12 protein-coding genes and 1 tRNA gene are annotated in these 16,550 nt (G+C 37.5%); 3 read left to right on the plus strand and 10 right to left on the minus strand.

Features of this window, described 5'->3' with window-relative positions:
* Positions 1-18 precede the first annotated feature (18 nt).
* Positions 19-94: transfer RNA gene (locus AC791_RS14265), tRNA-Asn, on the plus strand.
* A 350-nt stretch (positions 95-444) separates the two neighbouring features.
* Here AC791_RS14265 and AC791_RS14270 read toward each other — a convergent pair.
* The 6 genes from AC791_RS14270 to AC791_RS14295 form a co-directional block, all read right to left on the minus strand.
* Positions 445-690 carry an acyl carrier protein gene (locus AC791_RS14270; protein WP_158443035.1) on the minus strand — a complete coding sequence of 82 codons (246 nt, stop codon included), beginning with the start codon at positions 688-690 and terminating at the stop codon, positions 445-447.
* Between the two features lie 16 nt (positions 691-706).
* Positions 707-2,971 (minus strand): hypothetical protein, encoded by a 2,265-nt coding sequence (locus AC791_RS14275; protein WP_049841070.1) that lies wholly within the window; start codon positions 2,969-2,971, stop codon positions 707-709.
* Positions 2,961-4,103: a hypothetical protein gene (locus AC791_RS14280; protein WP_148677803.1), complete on the minus strand. Its 1,143-nt coding sequence runs from the start codon at positions 4,101-4,103 to the stop codon at positions 2,961-2,963. Before AC791_RS14280 ends, AC791_RS14275 begins: the two co-directional genes overlap by 11 nt.
* A gap of 183 nt (positions 4,104-4,286) precedes the next feature.
* Complete coding sequence (locus AC791_RS14285; protein ID WP_049841072.1) at positions 4,287-5,372, minus strand: IpaC/SipC family type III secretion system effector; 1,086 nt, start codon at positions 5,370-5,372, stop codon at positions 4,287-4,289.
* 111 nt (positions 5,373-5,483) lie between these two features.
* A complete protein-coding gene (sctE, locus tag AC791_RS14290) occupies positions 5,484-7,406 on the minus strand; it encodes a type III secretion system translocon subunit SctE (RefSeq protein ID WP_228136911.1) in 1,923 nt (640 codons plus the stop codon).
* A complete protein-coding gene (locus AC791_RS14295; RefSeq protein ID WP_049841074.1) occupies positions 7,387-7,935 on the minus strand; it encodes a tetratricopeptide repeat protein in 549 nt (182 codons plus the stop codon). Before AC791_RS14295 ends, sctE begins: the two co-directional genes overlap by 20 nt.
* A gap of 252 nt (positions 7,936-8,187) precedes the next feature.
* On the opposite strand from AC791_RS14295, the gene AC791_RS14300 reads away from it, so the two are divergent.
* On the plus strand, positions 8,188-10,770 hold the full coding sequence (locus tag AC791_RS14300) for a hypothetical protein (RefSeq protein WP_148677804.1): 2,583 nt from the start codon (positions 8,188-8,190) through the stop codon (positions 10,768-10,770).
* Positions 10,771-10,923: 153 nt separating this feature from the next.
* Here the strand turns inward: AC791_RS14300 and AC791_RS14305 are convergent, their stop codons facing one another.
* Positions 10,924-11,676: a hypothetical protein gene (locus AC791_RS14305; RefSeq protein WP_049841076.1), complete on the minus strand. Its 753-nt coding sequence runs from the start codon at positions 11,674-11,676 to the stop codon at positions 10,924-10,926.
* A 715-nt stretch (positions 11,677-12,391) separates the two neighbouring features.
* On the opposite strand from AC791_RS14305, the gene AC791_RS14310 reads away from it, so the two are divergent.
* The gene (locus tag AC791_RS14310) at positions 12,392-13,834 is read left to right on the plus strand and encodes a hypothetical protein (protein ID WP_049841077.1); all 1,443 of its coding nucleotides are present in this window, start codon (positions 12,392-12,394) and stop codon (positions 13,832-13,834) included.
* A gap of 82 nt (positions 13,835-13,916) precedes the next feature.
* Here the strand turns inward: AC791_RS14310 and ispG are convergent, their stop codons facing one another.
* From ispG to AC791_RS14325, 3 genes are all read right to left on the minus strand, one after another.
* A complete protein-coding gene (ispG, locus tag AC791_RS14315; protein ID WP_049841078.1) occupies positions 13,917-15,002 on the minus strand; it encodes a flavodoxin-dependent (E)-4-hydroxy-3-methylbut-2-enyl-diphosphate synthase in 1,086 nt (361 codons plus the stop codon).
* Between the two features lie 73 nt (positions 15,003-15,075).
* Positions 15,076-15,738 (minus strand): response regulator transcription factor, encoded by a 663-nt coding sequence (locus tag AC791_RS14320; RefSeq protein WP_049841079.1) that lies wholly within the window; start codon positions 15,736-15,738, stop codon positions 15,076-15,078.
* 181 nt (positions 15,739-15,919) lie between these two features.
* Positions 15,920-16,546, minus strand: a complete 627-nt coding sequence (locus AC791_RS14325) for a hypothetical protein (protein WP_049841080.1) — start codon at positions 16,544-16,546, stop codon at positions 15,920-15,922.
* Positions 16,547-16,550 lie beyond the last annotated feature (4 nt).

Below are 16,550 nucleotides of genomic sequence, written 5' to 3' on the forward strand. Positions count from 1 at the left end.
AGATACGTTCCAACCGATTCCTCTGTAGTTCAGTCGGTAGAACGGCGGACTGTTAATCCGTATGTCACTGGTTCGAGTCCAGTCAGAGGAGCCAATTTTTATTTCCACGCTTCACACTGCCTTGTTTTTACAAATCGTGTTTCTTCTGTACCTCCCTTTTGTATATATTTTTATTTCATAAACATAGCCAGTTAGACCCACAAGGTTCTGTCTTGATCTTAACATTAGTATGTCCTGTGCCTACCCGTATTGCGATAGGCTGGTGACGGAAGAGAAAAGAAGTAGAATACCAGGGCGAAGGAAACGACTGACTATCTGAAGGAGTCAGCCGTTTTTACATAGATGAAGCATCCATATGCATCATCTCAAAGCAGTATGCTACTACACCCGATAAGTCTACAATATCGTTACGGATGGTACTGCCGACTACAACACTACACCAGACTATTTGCTAAACCGCAAAATTGTCTGGCTTACAGATGCAAGCGTCGTAAACTTATCAAGTTCATCATCGTCAATAACAACATGGAGATCATATTCAATCGATGTAAGGAGATCAATAAGATCAACTGAATCGAAATAAAGATCGTAGAGAATATGACTCTCTAAAGTTACAGATTCGACAGGTAATGACTTTATTTTTGCGACTTCCGCCAGCAAGTATGTATTTACTTCATCGATACTTTTCATAAATATGTTGTCCGATTTAATATTTCGAAGGATGTAAACCATCTACAGTTGTAACAATGCGTGGCCGCGGTTTGCCACTTTCATCCAGATAGGGACTATAGGGCCTGGTTTTGGGCGCGCCAAAGGTCTCACGCTGACTAGTCATATCAGTAGCGAATACTTGTGACGTAGTGTTGCTTACGCCGGGGTCAGAAAAATTAATCGCATTATTAAACTGAACGGTTTTTATATTCTCGTCTGAAATATCATTTATGTCAGAGGCAACAGTTTGGACGTGAGACACGCTTTTGGGCAGGGTAGCATCCTGTAAAGATGATGCAGTGCGGTTCAACTGTTGCGGCCGTGATAGGTTATTAAATTCAATTCCTCGTTTAGGCTGCTGAAGCATTATTGATGCGGTGGAAACGAAAGATTTCAATTTTTCTGTATCATTAACAGTATCCGTCAGATCAATATCCTCAGACGTACTAAATGACGACTTATTTTTTGATGTCTCATTTAGAGAATTTTCGGTTCGACCCAACTCGGCTTGTCTGGCAGATAAAGTGATTGAATCAGCGCCTGGAATATTGGGTCTTAATAAGCCTGTTTGACTCAATGTCACACCGCGACCTGCACGCTCCTCTTTTGCAATGAAGGAATCAATATGTGGCAACGGCCGTCTGGAGGCGGTTACAGGCTGCCCCTGCGGTTGTAAAGATTTTGTCGAATCGGGAATATTATTAAACATCTTCTCGAATATTGCTGTGCGATTTCTGACAGATAACGTAGCATCTGCTATGGATTTAGTATCGATATCATTAGTTGCTTCTTGACTATGAATTTCCGAGGATACCGGGATATCCGTATCAGATACCGCTCTATCACTGTCAACCCCGGTAGAGTCATTAATTATACCGGAACTATTGGCGCTCTCACTCAATGTAGACTGCAGGAAATTTTGCGCATTATTTTCTACATTAATATCTTCAGAATGAAGATTCTCAACTACATCTAAAGAGGCGGCTCCATCGATTTGATCGATTGAAACCGACTGACTTGTAGATGATCCAGTGAGAGCCGTATTATTATTCATCCTCTGAGCATCAGGATGCACGGATGATATTAATTCAACATTAGAGGCAATAAATTCTGAAGAACGATCGAGTGCAGGATAGGCATTCTCATTAGCGGTGAAATGCATTAGGCCAGGTAAATTATGAGGTTCTGCTGAACTACCAAGTGCATGCTGACACCTACAAATATTATAATTGTGGATGTGATAAACATTGGTTCCTTTTTCAAGCAATTTCTCAAGCCGCTCGAATTTATCAGCTAAATCAATATTAATTACAGGGTTACCAATATTGCTCAGATTAACAACCGGTGCCGCAGGAGGATAATATCCATTTGATGCCGGCGGAACTTGATCCTGACGACCTAATGGCACACTATTTTCATTTGAAGCAGGTGTGGCATCATTTTTTTGCTGGGGAGGAGGTGTTTGTTCAGCTGGTTTTTCCGCTTTAGCGATTACCTCACGTAAGTAGTTTGGATAATTAAGCATCGAATTGACATGGAAAATTGATTGCTGCAAAAAAGCAGTGCCCTCTTTTCCCGGCATCGACAAATTTTCAAGCGCATCACACATATTTTTTTCTGCATTAAATGCCGCTTGCTGCAGAAAGTCCTGAACTTGTGTGATATCAATACCATGATGCTCTAAAACATCACTACATCTTTGCCTAATATCACACATTGCAGCTTTAGCAAGCTGTTTAGGATTTAAAAAGGCTTCCTTAAGAACATTGCCTAACTTGTTAACAGCTTTCAGATAATTCTCACGAGCTTTATTCTTATGATGAACATTAAAATTTGCTTCATTAGTGAAGTTGCTATTTGGATCTTTATGTCCTTCTTTTATAGCAGTAAGCCATCCAGATACTGCCTCTTTAAAAGCAGTATCGTCTTTCTTGTCACGAATTATCTCAGCCTGAGCCAGATAAATGGCCACCGCAATGTTTTCGAGATTTCGCTTTTGGACTTTATCACCGGCCTCATAAGCTAGTTTGAAATCTTCACTAAAAGATGACATGAAATTTGTAGCAACACTTTCACGATATTGATTTCTAAACTTAAGTAATTCAAATTTCGATGTAGGATCGGTTGCCGCTGGTTTTGCTACAGGAACAGTATTTACACTTCGCAGATTTGAGGCAAGTTGAGATAGGTTTTTTTTGACCACGACGGGCCTTAGTAAGGCCGAATCAACAGATGTGCTGCGGGTTAATTTAGATGGCATCGCTACCCTCCTTCAAAATATTTTCTCTAAAAGCATCAGGTATTGGGAAAGAATAAAGATTTATAAGTAGTAATCCTGCTGCCCTTACAAAGTCAGGATGGAATTCACTATTATTTTGTTGGCTTTTATGAGTGTGTGAAAAATGAAATAAATGCTTTGCTTTTGATGAAGCTTTGGGTACGTTATAAGATAAATTATCGAAAAACAGTAAATTTTTCTTTAATTCTTTAGCTTGCTCATGAAATTGCTTAAAATGATAATCTTTGGAAATAATTTCTAAAATATTGTCATGACATAATGTAACGGAAAATTTTTCCTGCGCCGCAGCAATAACATGGGGACAAATCTCATTCATCAAACCATCTACCACCGCATCGTGGTAAGCTAGCAGTTGATCAGTAAGTCCTTTATATCCCCTGGATTTATCCTGTTGCGTGAGGTATGCTTCACCGGCTTTCAACATTAATTTACGCTGTGGCTTTATAGTGGTTTTTAAAACTCCATCATTATAAACCTTATCTCCGTGATAACGGTATTTTTTTTCAAATTTCTGAGAGTGATGATTACCCTGAAGTTGATCGTGAATATCATTTGCACAATCAATGATGCACTGTTTATTCTCATGAAAAAAATGAACAGCCCAATCAGGAAAGATAATGCCTTGATGGTTATCTATCCAGTTTCTGGCATCAGATAAAAAAAAGGCCAGCGCGATAAAAGCTTCCTGAGCGGTAACATTAAGATATGTTCCCTGAATAAATTCTTTAAGCATTAACTCAACGAATTCTTGAGTTATTTGTGGATTAGATTGACTAAGGTGTGTCACTACCAAAGTTGCTAATTTTTTATTCATCTCATTTAAATTGCACTGTCCTTTAATCGCACCTTCACCTATAATCTGTGATAAATCATAATAGCGATAATTCTGCCTTGTTCCTGAAGAAGCAGCCTGAGGCAAGGACAATTGAGAATTATTGACCTGTCGAACATCAGTGATAGACAGGTCGGTTGTTCGCAAAGTGCGTTCCATTCCTGCAGGAGCACCTGCATAAGACATATAGTCCTGCGCACCAAAATAATCATTCCTGTAAACTGGACGGGCATAACTTGAAACATCTCTAATGTCAGACATAATAGTTTCCAATACAGAATTTTTGTGTCATTTATTAATAAATACTTTAGCGCCAGAAAGTATTACCAAAGGTTTTGAACAATACGTATCTGGCATAATATTACATTTACTGCGAACCACATAAAATATATTATTCAGCCAGATACATAATTACATTAATAAAAATTTAGAGTCTACCAATCACTATGCTTTTAAATTAGATGCAAAAGAGCTAGCCAGATCGGAAGTGTTACGCCGAGTATCATTTAATAAATTCATCATACTAGAAAGCAGCTGTTGCGATTTTTGAGCCTGCTGACGGGACATCTCCACTGCACCATCCATGATTTTCGCTTCAGAACGCTCTTCCGTCTCTTCTTTCTGCTCAATATTATGTGCCAATGAGCCTGTACCGTCAGCGATACTACTTCCAGCAACACCAATGGCTCGTTGGGCCTCAATCTGAGAAGATGTCAGGCGTGTGCGCGCTTCACCTTGTAAGAAAGCGCTATTGAAAGCATCACGCTTACTAATAATTTCATCAAGGTTACGTGCGGCTATTGCGTTGTTTTCTGAACTTAATGCACGATCCTGAGGTCGTAACTCGGCAATTGAGCCATCTGCTTTTTTAATCGTGGAGGAAGAGGATGTAATATCCGCTAGATCGAGGCGATCATTTTTACTTGCATTAAGTGAATTCTGCATTTGCCTGATCTGAAGATCAGCCTCATGCATATTTGCCAGGTTTTGATTGATATTAGTTTTAGTTGCAGAGTAGTTTTTAACAGATTTGTGAGTAGCGTTTGCAGTACCTGCCAGATTAATAGATGAGGAAAGAATACTTTTGGTGAAGATAGCCATCCCCTGGGCTTGCTGGGCTTGAGCAGCACTTTCAGTACTCTCTGCACTAATTATACCAAACATACTACTTAGCTCGGTATCGGCAATCGAAGATTGATTTGCTAACTCTATAAGCATACAGATCAAACCAACTTGTTCAGAGCTTTTAGGCAACGTAAAAGTTACATTTTCACTGTCGTCAGACGTTTCTAATGCATTGTTGAAAAGTTGTAAAACATCATTTACATCTTTTTGTTGCTCAGGGTTAGGGGAAAAAACTTTCCCGTTATCGGCATTTTTAGCCTTTGTAGACAAATTCTGAGTTATGTAGTTTGAAAGTGCAATATCTGCAATACGCGTACCTTTAGATGTGTACACATTCTCATCGACTGCTACTGGTTTTTGGTAAATACTAGATACTGGCTGAGAATTTCTAATAGTATTACTCATGATAATTCCTTTAATTAAAGATTAATACTAGCTAATTGCAAAAGTCATCAGAATTAACCAGTTATTCATTTCACTGTTACTGCCCAATGTATATTAAAAATATTAGAGGTGTCAGACCTTGGTGTTAGATAAAATAAATTGGCCAGCCTTCATATTGTCTCCAGCCATATCAGCAGTACTTGTCGCAAACATATTAAGGTTTTCCATAGAATCACTAAATGTTTCAGTTACACTATCAGTATAACGTTTCATAGTTGCAGAATCCGCAAGCTCTCTCGTGATATCGGCCAGCTTATAACTCACTTTTTTCTCAATTGCTCCAGAAGCGATACCAGCAGCAGCATCTATACTTACATTTATTAATCTCAATATCTCCTCAGCCAAATTAAATACATTCCCAAGAGATTTAACTTTAGCCTCATTGTTAAAAAACTGTTTCATTACATTGATTTTTGATTTAGCCTGATTGCCAACCAACTGATTCAATGCAGCTGAAAGTGAGTCCATAATCTTCGAAAGTTTCTTGGCAACATCGTCTGTGATGCTTTTAAGACCTGAGGCAATTGGCTTGACTGCTTTAGTTACGGCACTAATTACGGTCTTAAATACTTTATTAAGAACTGAACCGACAACATTCATGATTTTATCAATTGGTAATTTTTTTAACGCTACGGAGGCGGCAACCGCGCCAATTATTAATACTACTACAGCCAGAACAGTGGCAATAATTTCTGCTATGTCATTTTTGATACCTAAACTTTCGAGTACTGTAGAAATAGCATCAGTAATGAGCTGAATAATCGGCATCAAAACATGCTCAACAATCGGTTTTAATGCAGCAGCGACAAATGATTCGTTGCCTGTTACTTTCTGATAGATTGTATCAGCAGTCATTATAGCAGCGCCGATTGCCGCTAGCGCAATCATAGAGGCACCACCGGTGAAAACAGCAGCAATTGAGGCAACAACGGTTACAATGGCACCAATAATTTTGCCAATGCACCCCATCGTCTCCTGCATATGCTTAGATTTTTCTTGTTGCCTTTCTACTTCTAAAGTATCTTCGTGAAGTTTTTCTTGCTGAGCCGCCTGAACTTTTTGTGAAAACTTCAGGTTCATTTCCATCGTTTCTTCTGTCGATTCACCAATAATGGTAATTAGCTGCGCCATTAAATATGCAGTCGCACCAGCATTAGTTTTTAATGACTTATCGAAAGAATCATTAACACTTGCCGCATTTTTATTTAGAGAACCCAGATAATTAAGGCTTTGCTGGAGCTCAGCTGATTTGCTGCTAACATTGCTTGTCGCTAAATCGAGTTTCTGTTGAGCTAAAATCAAATTGCTTTGCAGGTAATTGAGAGATGCCTGTTTCTGTGAAATTTGTTGATTGATATTGTTAAGCTGGGCTGATAAATCCTCCTTATCGGCAGGAGATATATCAGGGTCATTTAATTTCTCTTCAATTTCAGCCTTTGACTGCTGTAATGTCTGAATCTGCTGTTGCTGCATAAAGACTTGCGATTCTAATGAAGTAACATCCTGGGATGCTGACGCTTGCGCAGTTTTAGCAGCGTTATACGCACTTTCTTCCACTTCCACTTGTTCGATAACAGCATTTGTGGCAGTACCGTGATCTTTACTATATTTAGTATACATTTCGGCACGTGCCTGCAACTCATCGATGCTCTGATCACCCAGCAGGGTGATCAGGTTTGCCATCAATTCGTTGTAAGTCTCCATTGCCCCCTTTTTTTCGATCTCAGAACCTCCATTGGATGTAGTCTGTGCTGAGGCGCTTAAAGGGGTTTTCGACGATGAAGGTGCTCGCAGGGAGGGTTTTAAAGTATCACCATTATTTTGTGATTTTTCAAATTGTGTAATAACTTTACTTTCAACAATTTTACGGGCTGCATCCATTTGGTCATTGCTTAATTTTACAGCTTCAGTCTTTGCCTCTGTGCTTTTAACTTGACCATCAATATTATTTAAATATGCAGAACGTGGTAATGGGTTATTTGTTATTCCATTCATAATCTTCACTCTCTTTTTCTTTTGCTGTGATCTCGCTAATATTTTTTATGCTGCCGATAGACTCAAGATAAAGCTTTGCCTTTTCGACTAATTGCGCATCCTTTTCATGCTCAACCACTATTTCAAAGCACCGTTTGGCCCTTCCAATATAGCGTAATTGCATGTTGCACTGACCGGCCTCAAACATTGCCCGATAATCAGTTTTACTGAGCGCAAATGCTACAGCGTAAATATCAAGTGCTCGTTGATATTGTTTTTTCAACTGATACACGGCTCCAAGTCCGAATGCATAGTCTGGATTATGAAGATCATACATAAAAAGAAATTTAAAAAACTGCTCCGCCAAATCCAGTTTTCCCTGAGTATAGTAATCATGAGCACAGGTATAAAATCCTTCCATCAAGTTTTCTGGTATAGCATAAATCTGCTTTCTGGATGCACCCGATTTCATAAATTCCATCAATAGTTCATCATTGTCACCAAGATCAAAACCGCCTAAAATCTGTTCGGTAGCCTTATTTTCATCCATAATTTATCTCCTTTATCATAAGATCTATGTACGTTGTAGTGTATTCACATTGGTTAACACTACCTCTCTACTAACAGGCTATTATCTCAACCTTTACCTCTATTTATATAAATAAAAATTTACTTAATTAATCTAAGAATAAGCTAAAAATTATAATTTCATTTATTTAATAAGCATCCAGAATCCTCTATCTTCACAATACCACGCCGATCCCATAATTTTTTAATATAAACATATTTTTAGGGGAAGATCATGCCTTCATCTTTAATCAGAAAAAATAATATACCCGCGAGCAAAACTGCAAATAACTCAGGGAACATAATTGCCCTTTCCTATAAAAAAATACCGCAAACTAATGTTAGCGAAAATATTATTTCAGTTAACCAATCAACACATCGTCCCAGCGCTACCGAACCTTTCGAACCAACTGTAGCGCCACTAGAGGTATGTGATGGTGAAGGGTTATCACGTACAGCAATCTGCGAACTATTATCAATTGCAGCAGAATCAACACAAGGAGTGGGTCATGATCAATTGGCATCATTAGTAACAATAATTAACAAATCTGATAATACCTCTTGCCTTACTCTTAAAGAGGAAAAGTTTTTACTTGAAAAGTTATATAAGATCCGAAAAACACTTCCTAATCAGAAGAAAAGTGAAGTTGCAAAAGCCATTCGACTTCTGGAAAAAACAATTTACTCATGCATATTAAATGATCAATTAAAATTATCTCATCATAATTACTCTCGAGAAATTGAGGTGTTTTCAAACCCTGGCACTTCACACAATAAAAACATTACTGCGGGTATTCAACTAAGTGCTGGGTGTAGTATTGGTGAGAGAATTTCCGCTGCTCAAGGTTCAGGAAAAGTAGATTTTACACATACCACGACTAGTGACACTGATGATGAGGGCATTGTTGGCTATGCCAAAGAAAAAAAAATTCAGGGAACCTTGAGTGTCAATGCAACAATGGCTTGTACAGATGAAATATCATTACACGCTGGCAGTGAAATAAGTGCAAAAAAAACAATTGCTCATGGCGTCAACTACAACGGTGGCACACATGATTATTTTAAAGAAAAATTCTCGGAAAAGTTGTTTAGCTATAAGAATCAATCAATTAAAGATAAATTATTTACTCACAGGCATTCTCTTCGCCATTATCAACAACAAGCACAAAACAATCAACCATTGTTAGAACAGAGCTGGAGTGCGTTAACTAATCGACAGGTTAAATGTAACACTCCAGTTCCATTCCAGGCAGATAAGAGTCCTAAACGTATATACGGACATGGTTATACGGCAAAAATATCTGCAAGTGCTCATTTTTCCTCATTAGCTGATGCTGGAGCTAAGTTGCAATATGATTATGCAGAAAATGATATTGAGGTTAAATTTTCCCAAAATGTATTCTCGCAGGTTTTACATGAAAAATTAACAGATATGCAATCAAAAAACCTTGATACGATTACTAAAAACCATGTAAAAGAAATGTCAACTACGTTACAAAATAGGTTTAATTTAACTGAAGAAAAAATAAATACGCCACTTTCAATCGATGAACTTCGACTAGCAATTATTTCATTGAATAAAGAAGTGGATGAATATACCGAGTGTGTGCAAAAATACAGTGCAGGTCAACTTTCCGAGGGCAAAAAAAAGCATGAAATAGAAAAAAGGTGGGGAGTTAAAGAATCAGGAAGATATGGATTTCTACAACGTGCAGAATTAGTCCTTACAACATTCATTTCCAGGTTCCCCTCTGAAAGTGAAAATAATGTTGAATTAAAAGAAATGATGGTGCAATTAAACAATAAAATTGTTAGCCCACATTTTACTTATGACAAATTAAAATTAAAACCATTATTATCCTTTAACAATTCAATATCTATAAATAATCATTCCCACACAGTAACTGCTGAATTGAATGCACATCTAGGAAATGCTAATGTAGCAGGCGGTGGGAAAGTTAGCGTTGCTATCATAGCGAAACATGTCAGTAATCCTTATCGTATTCGTGCAGGCGAGCATCGGGATATTGAAATTACGCTTTCAGGCAATGTCACGCTCTCAGGTATACTTAGTAAATTGACAGCAAAATTTGCAAGTGAAGCTGGTGTTGAACTTTCGGATCTTCATTCAGCTGTATCTGATGCCTTTAGCAGCTCTGTAGATTTAAGTCAGGGAGTCAAAATCACTATTCGTTATTTTTCTCCAGACTGGTCACAAAAAGATGAGCAAAAACGCAGTTATTCTCATCAGGTTACAACGTTACAAGTTATCACTGATGCAAACATTACTGCAAAATTAGTTTCCCCTACTCACGTGATTGCAGGTGGCATTAATATGGGTGCTGGCGTCAGCAATGCCAATGCTGTCGCGCAAAGGATGGGGACTGACACCCTAAATTACTTAATGCTACGTTATAATTATTTATGTGGCAAACCACAGGAACAACCAGTTTGGCAACGCTTAATCAAAGACAATCGCACTAATTTATTGAACTTAATGAAAAACATTTTAACTGTAAATACAAACAGCAATCATGAGCTTGATATTTTACTTAAAGAGAAAATCGATTCAACACCTGATTCGGAACAAAACGAAATATGGAATGAATATACTCAAATCAGAAAATCGATTAAATCTGCCATAGACAACCCTCATAGTCCTGATGATTTCGAAAAAGGAATGGCGGGTTTAACTACGTTAATGAATTGGCACAAAGAAAGAACTGACAAGTTATTTGGTGAAGCTATTAAACCTGGGGAAATTTCTGAAGTCAGAACTAATGCCATAAAAAAACGTTTGTCACCTCTATTAAAATGAAATAATTTTATAATAAAATAAATTGCCCATAATATACTTATGGGCAATAACATACTTACTGAGAAATATATAAGTGCTAGTATAAACCATTGCAGCCATTGGAAAAATTTTCGTTGATTTTAATTCAACAAATTCAAAACTAGTTATAACAATCTACTTTTTCATTTCTTCCTGTAAGGATCTTACGCTATTTTTTATAAGGCCTGAAAACAAATCACCTAATTTATTTTTGTTCTCATCTTGACTAGCAAATTCCAAAAATTGATCTTTAACTGATGAAGCATCTAATAGTCGCTCTACATCATCAAATGAATATGAAACTTTAAAAATGGATTCAAATAAAGAATATTGCTTATCTAACGTTAATTGATCCTTATCCGTAAAATCTTCAGTAACACTGTTTATTGACTCTGATCGTAAAAATAATGATATAGCATGATCTTGTAACTGTTCTTTTTCGGCACGAGTTGCCATGAGTAATTCTTTTATTTTTTCCGCATCTGAGGCGTTATGATATGAAGCAATGTTTTGAAATAAAGTGAGTGCGGATTGATATGAAACATCAGATTGAGGTAACAAAGAATCTGTAATATGGTTGATATCCTGCTGAAAATTAATATGGATATGATCTTTTTCTTGAACAACTGAATTATCAAGTAGGCTCTCTCGCCCCTTTGTAAAATCGCCAGAAAATGCGCCAAAATGTGACGAAGAATTTTCACCTGTTTTATTTTGTGCCAGAAAGACATCTATATTCTTTACTTCCATCAATTTGGCACTAAGTGAAGTCCCTTTTTCAGGAGCATTTCCCTTACCAACTTCACAAACATCATTTATTTTATTATTGGTCGAGATAAGTGCATTATCCTGGATGGAGCGTGGCGAGGATTTACTCTTAGTAATCATATTTACCTTTCCAAACTAACGACTAACTATATTATAATCATACCTTTAACTATTAAAAGGAACAATTGCACTCATAACAAATCAAGTATAACACATAATGAATTGTAATAATTTACAGATATCGCTCATTTATTATCTCTCTATATTTACCGTCATTAGTCATGATATTTATAGCTTTATTGATTCGAAAAAAAATACAGGCACAGAGATCCTTATCTAAACAGAAAAGAGGGGTTATACACTATAAAAATTAATTTATTTTTCATAAAAATAACATAACCTATGCGATTTGTTTTATCTAAAACTTATTAATAACCTTCAGCATAAATATTTCTGGTTATTGATGAAAAATTTGTAACATATTGATACCCACTAAACTCCTTTAGATTTTTTCTTATTAGATTTGCTGATAACACCACGACTTTATAATTCACAATTTTACTATTCTTTTTGTTTTTAATATGCTAGCGTAGTCAACCAATTAATTACCATTAATATTCTCAATTAACTATTGATGTTAAATTAATCCTGTTATTTCTTTTGAACCTGCCATGATGCAATAAATAAAAATTCATATTCAGTTACGATATTACTGGTAATGCTTGTAATTCTCACATAATACATCACTCGAGCATTTTTTGATATCCAGCGAGCTTTCGTGAACGTTAAACTCACATAAGCCAATTTTGGGTTTATTAAAAAGAAGGAAATAATTATGACTACTATAACTACACGTACCCCCCCCTCCCTTATCAGTATGCGCAGTCTTACTGTTATTACTACTGACATTAAGACTACACAATTTGGCGATAAAATTAAGAACGTTACGCAAAATGAAAAAAAACCTCATGGTACATTTGCACGTATCGCACACAATTTAGGCAAAGTTTTAAAATTTATAGGGAATATTAGTAAGTTTAACATCCATAAATCTGCAGAGAAAAATATTACAGAAACCGTTTCAGAATCCAGACGGCCAGGAATTCAGACACCTGATTCGCCAATTAATAAGCCGTCATCTAATATTTTTACCCAACGGCAATCAGTATCGGCTTCACCGGATTTGCCAAAAACTCAGCACAATCACATTGATGAAAATTTTATGCCCAAAATGAGTACAATTCATACTCTCTCTCAGAGCATGCCAACGCTAGCAGGGAGAATTGATCAGCCTGAGTCTAAAATGCCGGAAGATAGGGAGATGTCCTCCTCCTTACCTTCCGTACTACAACCTTCATCTAGCTCGGATCTAACCAGTCCGAATTTAAAAAGTCCAGAGTCCGGTGTCTCGTCATTGTTAGATGCAATCGTTCAGACCAAACTGAAATCAAATGCTGATAGGCATTCTTCATCCTCTTTGAATAATTCTGATTCCTTAAAAGATGAAAAACAGGGCTTGGCGACGGTCATGGAGCAATTAAAATCCAGGCTGGACAAGATTCGTGACGCTGTGGCACCTGATGATGAGGTTGAGTTTCAAAAGCCAATGACTAAAATTCAACTTGAGATCCTGAACGAGAGGAAGAAATACAATAGTGAAGCTGCAGTAAAAAAAAGAGCTGACATGGATGCCAGAGAAGAAGCGAAAGTCGCTGCTGCACTAAATGCAGAATCAGAGGCTAAGCAAGTGCAACCTGCTAAAGAATTTATTGCTGGTCTGCGGTTAGACAAAAATAGCATACCTCTCCCTCCCCCCCTTCCCGAACCATCAACGACCATACCTGTTAGTATGACATCAGTAAAAACAGCCCCACTGAAAGCAAACAATTCACTTCAAGAACATTTAAAACGCTCTGGCATTATCGGTGAGCTTAAGAAACGATTTATGGAAAACTCGTCCACACAAAATACAAGAGAGAAACTTGAGGTAAAACCAGAAAATCGATTTTCCAGGGAGATTGCATGGTTAAAATCCCAGGCTGCGCAAGAAGCTGAAGTAAGGAAACAAGCAGATGCAGAGGCTGAGGCTGAGGCTGATGCTCGTGTAGAGAAAGCCATCAAAGCTGAGGCTGAAGCAGCAGAACTCATCAAGATAAAAGCCGAAGATGAAGCTAAAGCTAAAGCTTTAGCGGAGGCAAAAGAAAGTGAGTTAATAGCAAAAATCCCTCGTGATGAAAGAAATATTCCGGTTCCACCACCTTTGCCTTTTAATCACTGAATGACGCTCTAAATAATTTCGTCTGTCATCAAACTTGATGGCAGACGATTGGTAAATTTGTTAGTTAAAACTGAGCATTAATTTATTTAATTGTACTGACCTTATGCCTAATCTCAGCTTCAAGAAGGTCAATGATTTTTTCATTCTCAAATCGTTTTTTTTGACGAACCCCATCACAGTAAAAGGCGCTTTTTTTATTGCCTCCAGCGACACCCAGACTTGAAATCAGGGCTTCGCCAGGTCCATTTACAACGCAACCAATGATGGATACATCAAGCGGAGTGATGATGTCCTCAAGACGCTGCTCCAACGTGTTGACAGTATTAATTACATCAAATTCTTGTCTTGAGCATGTTGGGCAAGCAATGAAGTTGATGCCCCGTGAGCGAATGCGTAAAGACTTCAGTATATCAAAACCAACTTTAACCTCTTCTACTGGATCAGCAGCCAGGGACACTCGAAGCGTGTCCCCTATCCCTTTTGCTAGTAGCATTCCTATACCTACAGCTGATTTTACGGAGCCGGCACGTAAACCGCCAGCTTCAGTTATACCCAGATGAAGCGGTTGTTCAATTTGTTTTGCCAGTAAAAGGTATGATTCTACCGCAAGCGCTACATCAGAAGCCTTGACACTGATCTTAAAGTCAGCGAAATTATTGCGATCGAGAATATCGACATGCCTCATGGCAGACTCAAGTAGCGCAGCTGGCGTTGGCTCATGGTATTTCTCCTGAATATCTCGCTCAAGGGAACCTCCATTGATTCCTATGCGGATCGGGATATGTTTATCGCGCGCGCAGTCTATAACCATTTTAATACGCTGCTCATTTCCAATGTTGCCGGGATTAATACGTAAGCAATCAGCCCCGTACTCTGCAACTTTGAGTGCAATACGATAGTCAAAATGGATATCTGCTACTACAGGAATTTTCACGCTTTGACGTATAACTTTAAATGCTTCAGCAGCATCCATGGTCGGAACAGATACTCTGACAATATCAACGCCAACACGCTGTAGCGCGAGTATTTGATTGACGGTGGCCTGAACATCGCACGTTGAAGTGTTAGTCATGGATTGCACACTGATTGGAGCATCACCTCCTACCGGAACATTTCCAACATATATCTTTCTGGATACTCTACGCTTGATAGAATTGCAATTATACATAATATTTCCTGTTAATTAATTAGGTAAAATCTTATGCTCTTGATTCGCGGAATACATTTATGTAGGAGCTCAATTACAAATTTAAACTTTTAATATATGTTACAAGCTGGATATTATTAGAGATATTTAGTTTTTGCATAGCATTGTGTTTATGAACAGCAACCGTAGCAACAGAGCGGCATAGCTTTTCAGCAATATCTTTCAATCGCAGCCCACTTACATATAAACGTATGACTTGTAACTCTCGCTCGGTCAATTCAGACATGGGTGATGAATTAGCTAAATCCATATCTGCTTGAGCTAACAACATTTTAATATGCGGAGAGATCCATGTTTTTTGTTTTCTGGAAGAAGCTATTGCTGAGTTAACTTGTTCAGCGATATCATCGCGTTTGCTAAGTAGGCATGAAACACCTAACTGCAGTAACTTATGTAGCATCCATGCGCAGCGATTATCTGTAAATATGAAGATGTGTTTTACTTTTTGTAAATCGATAATCTTTCTGATTAAACGAAAACTGTCATCATTTGATCCCTGCGTAAAAGTGAAGTCCGTCAATAAAATATCTATCGGCTCATCATTCTTCTTCAACATTTTGAGCAGTGCATCTCCAGAATTACAGCACTCAACTATCTCAACATTTTCAATTCCATGAAGAATAGTACGCAGCCCTGTTAAAACAACTGGCTGTTCATCAGCTATAGCTATTTTAATATTTTTATCAATCTGAAACATAACTCGCACGTCCCTAGCACTTGTCATCAATCACTGAAGAAGCAAATATTTCACTGCAACGCAAGAATATGAGAATAACATGAAAATAATGTTAGAGCTATAGCACCTGATATTATTTATATTTAAAAGAGGTATTAAATAAATTGAGTGTAGTGATTTTATTGATACCGTTTATATATTACTACCATTCGGGAGCATACATAGGATTACTTTCATCATCCGGATCCCCGCCCAGAATAGCATCTACACGATACTGCGAAATCATAATTGCCATAACAGTTTTTTTACCTGCTTCTTTGGCCGCAGTATCTTCATCCATGATATGAACATCAATATCAACATCTATATCAACGTCAATATCTCCATCGTTATCTACGTCAATTGTAATGTGCTTATCAATATGTATTTTTTTATCAATACTTTTATCCGTATCCGTCTCATCAGTTTTATCCGCAGGTGTCGCATCCGTTTTGTTATCAATATCGGCATCAGTGGCTAATTTGGAGTCTGTACCATTTTCAATATCCGGGACAGGCTCTTTTTCATCATCTACATCAGAATTATCAATAATGATATCAATAGTTTTATTAATATTAATACTCTTAACTTTACTATCTTCAGCGGGCTCTGAGGTGTTGCTTTCACTCTTGTTAGTAGCAATACCTTCATTATTTTTCGTTAATGCATCCAATTGGTGAGATGAGAGTTGTTGATTCAGAGAACATAAGTTTTTTAAAGATTTTATTACTGGCGTATCTGAAATCATACGGCCACTATCATTAATGAGTAACGATGGATCGATTCGCATAATT

The organism is Klebsiella sp. RIT-PI-d (assembly GCF_001187865.1).
GTDB lineage: Bacteria > Pseudomonadota > Gammaproteobacteria > Enterobacterales > Enterobacteriaceae > Superficieibacter.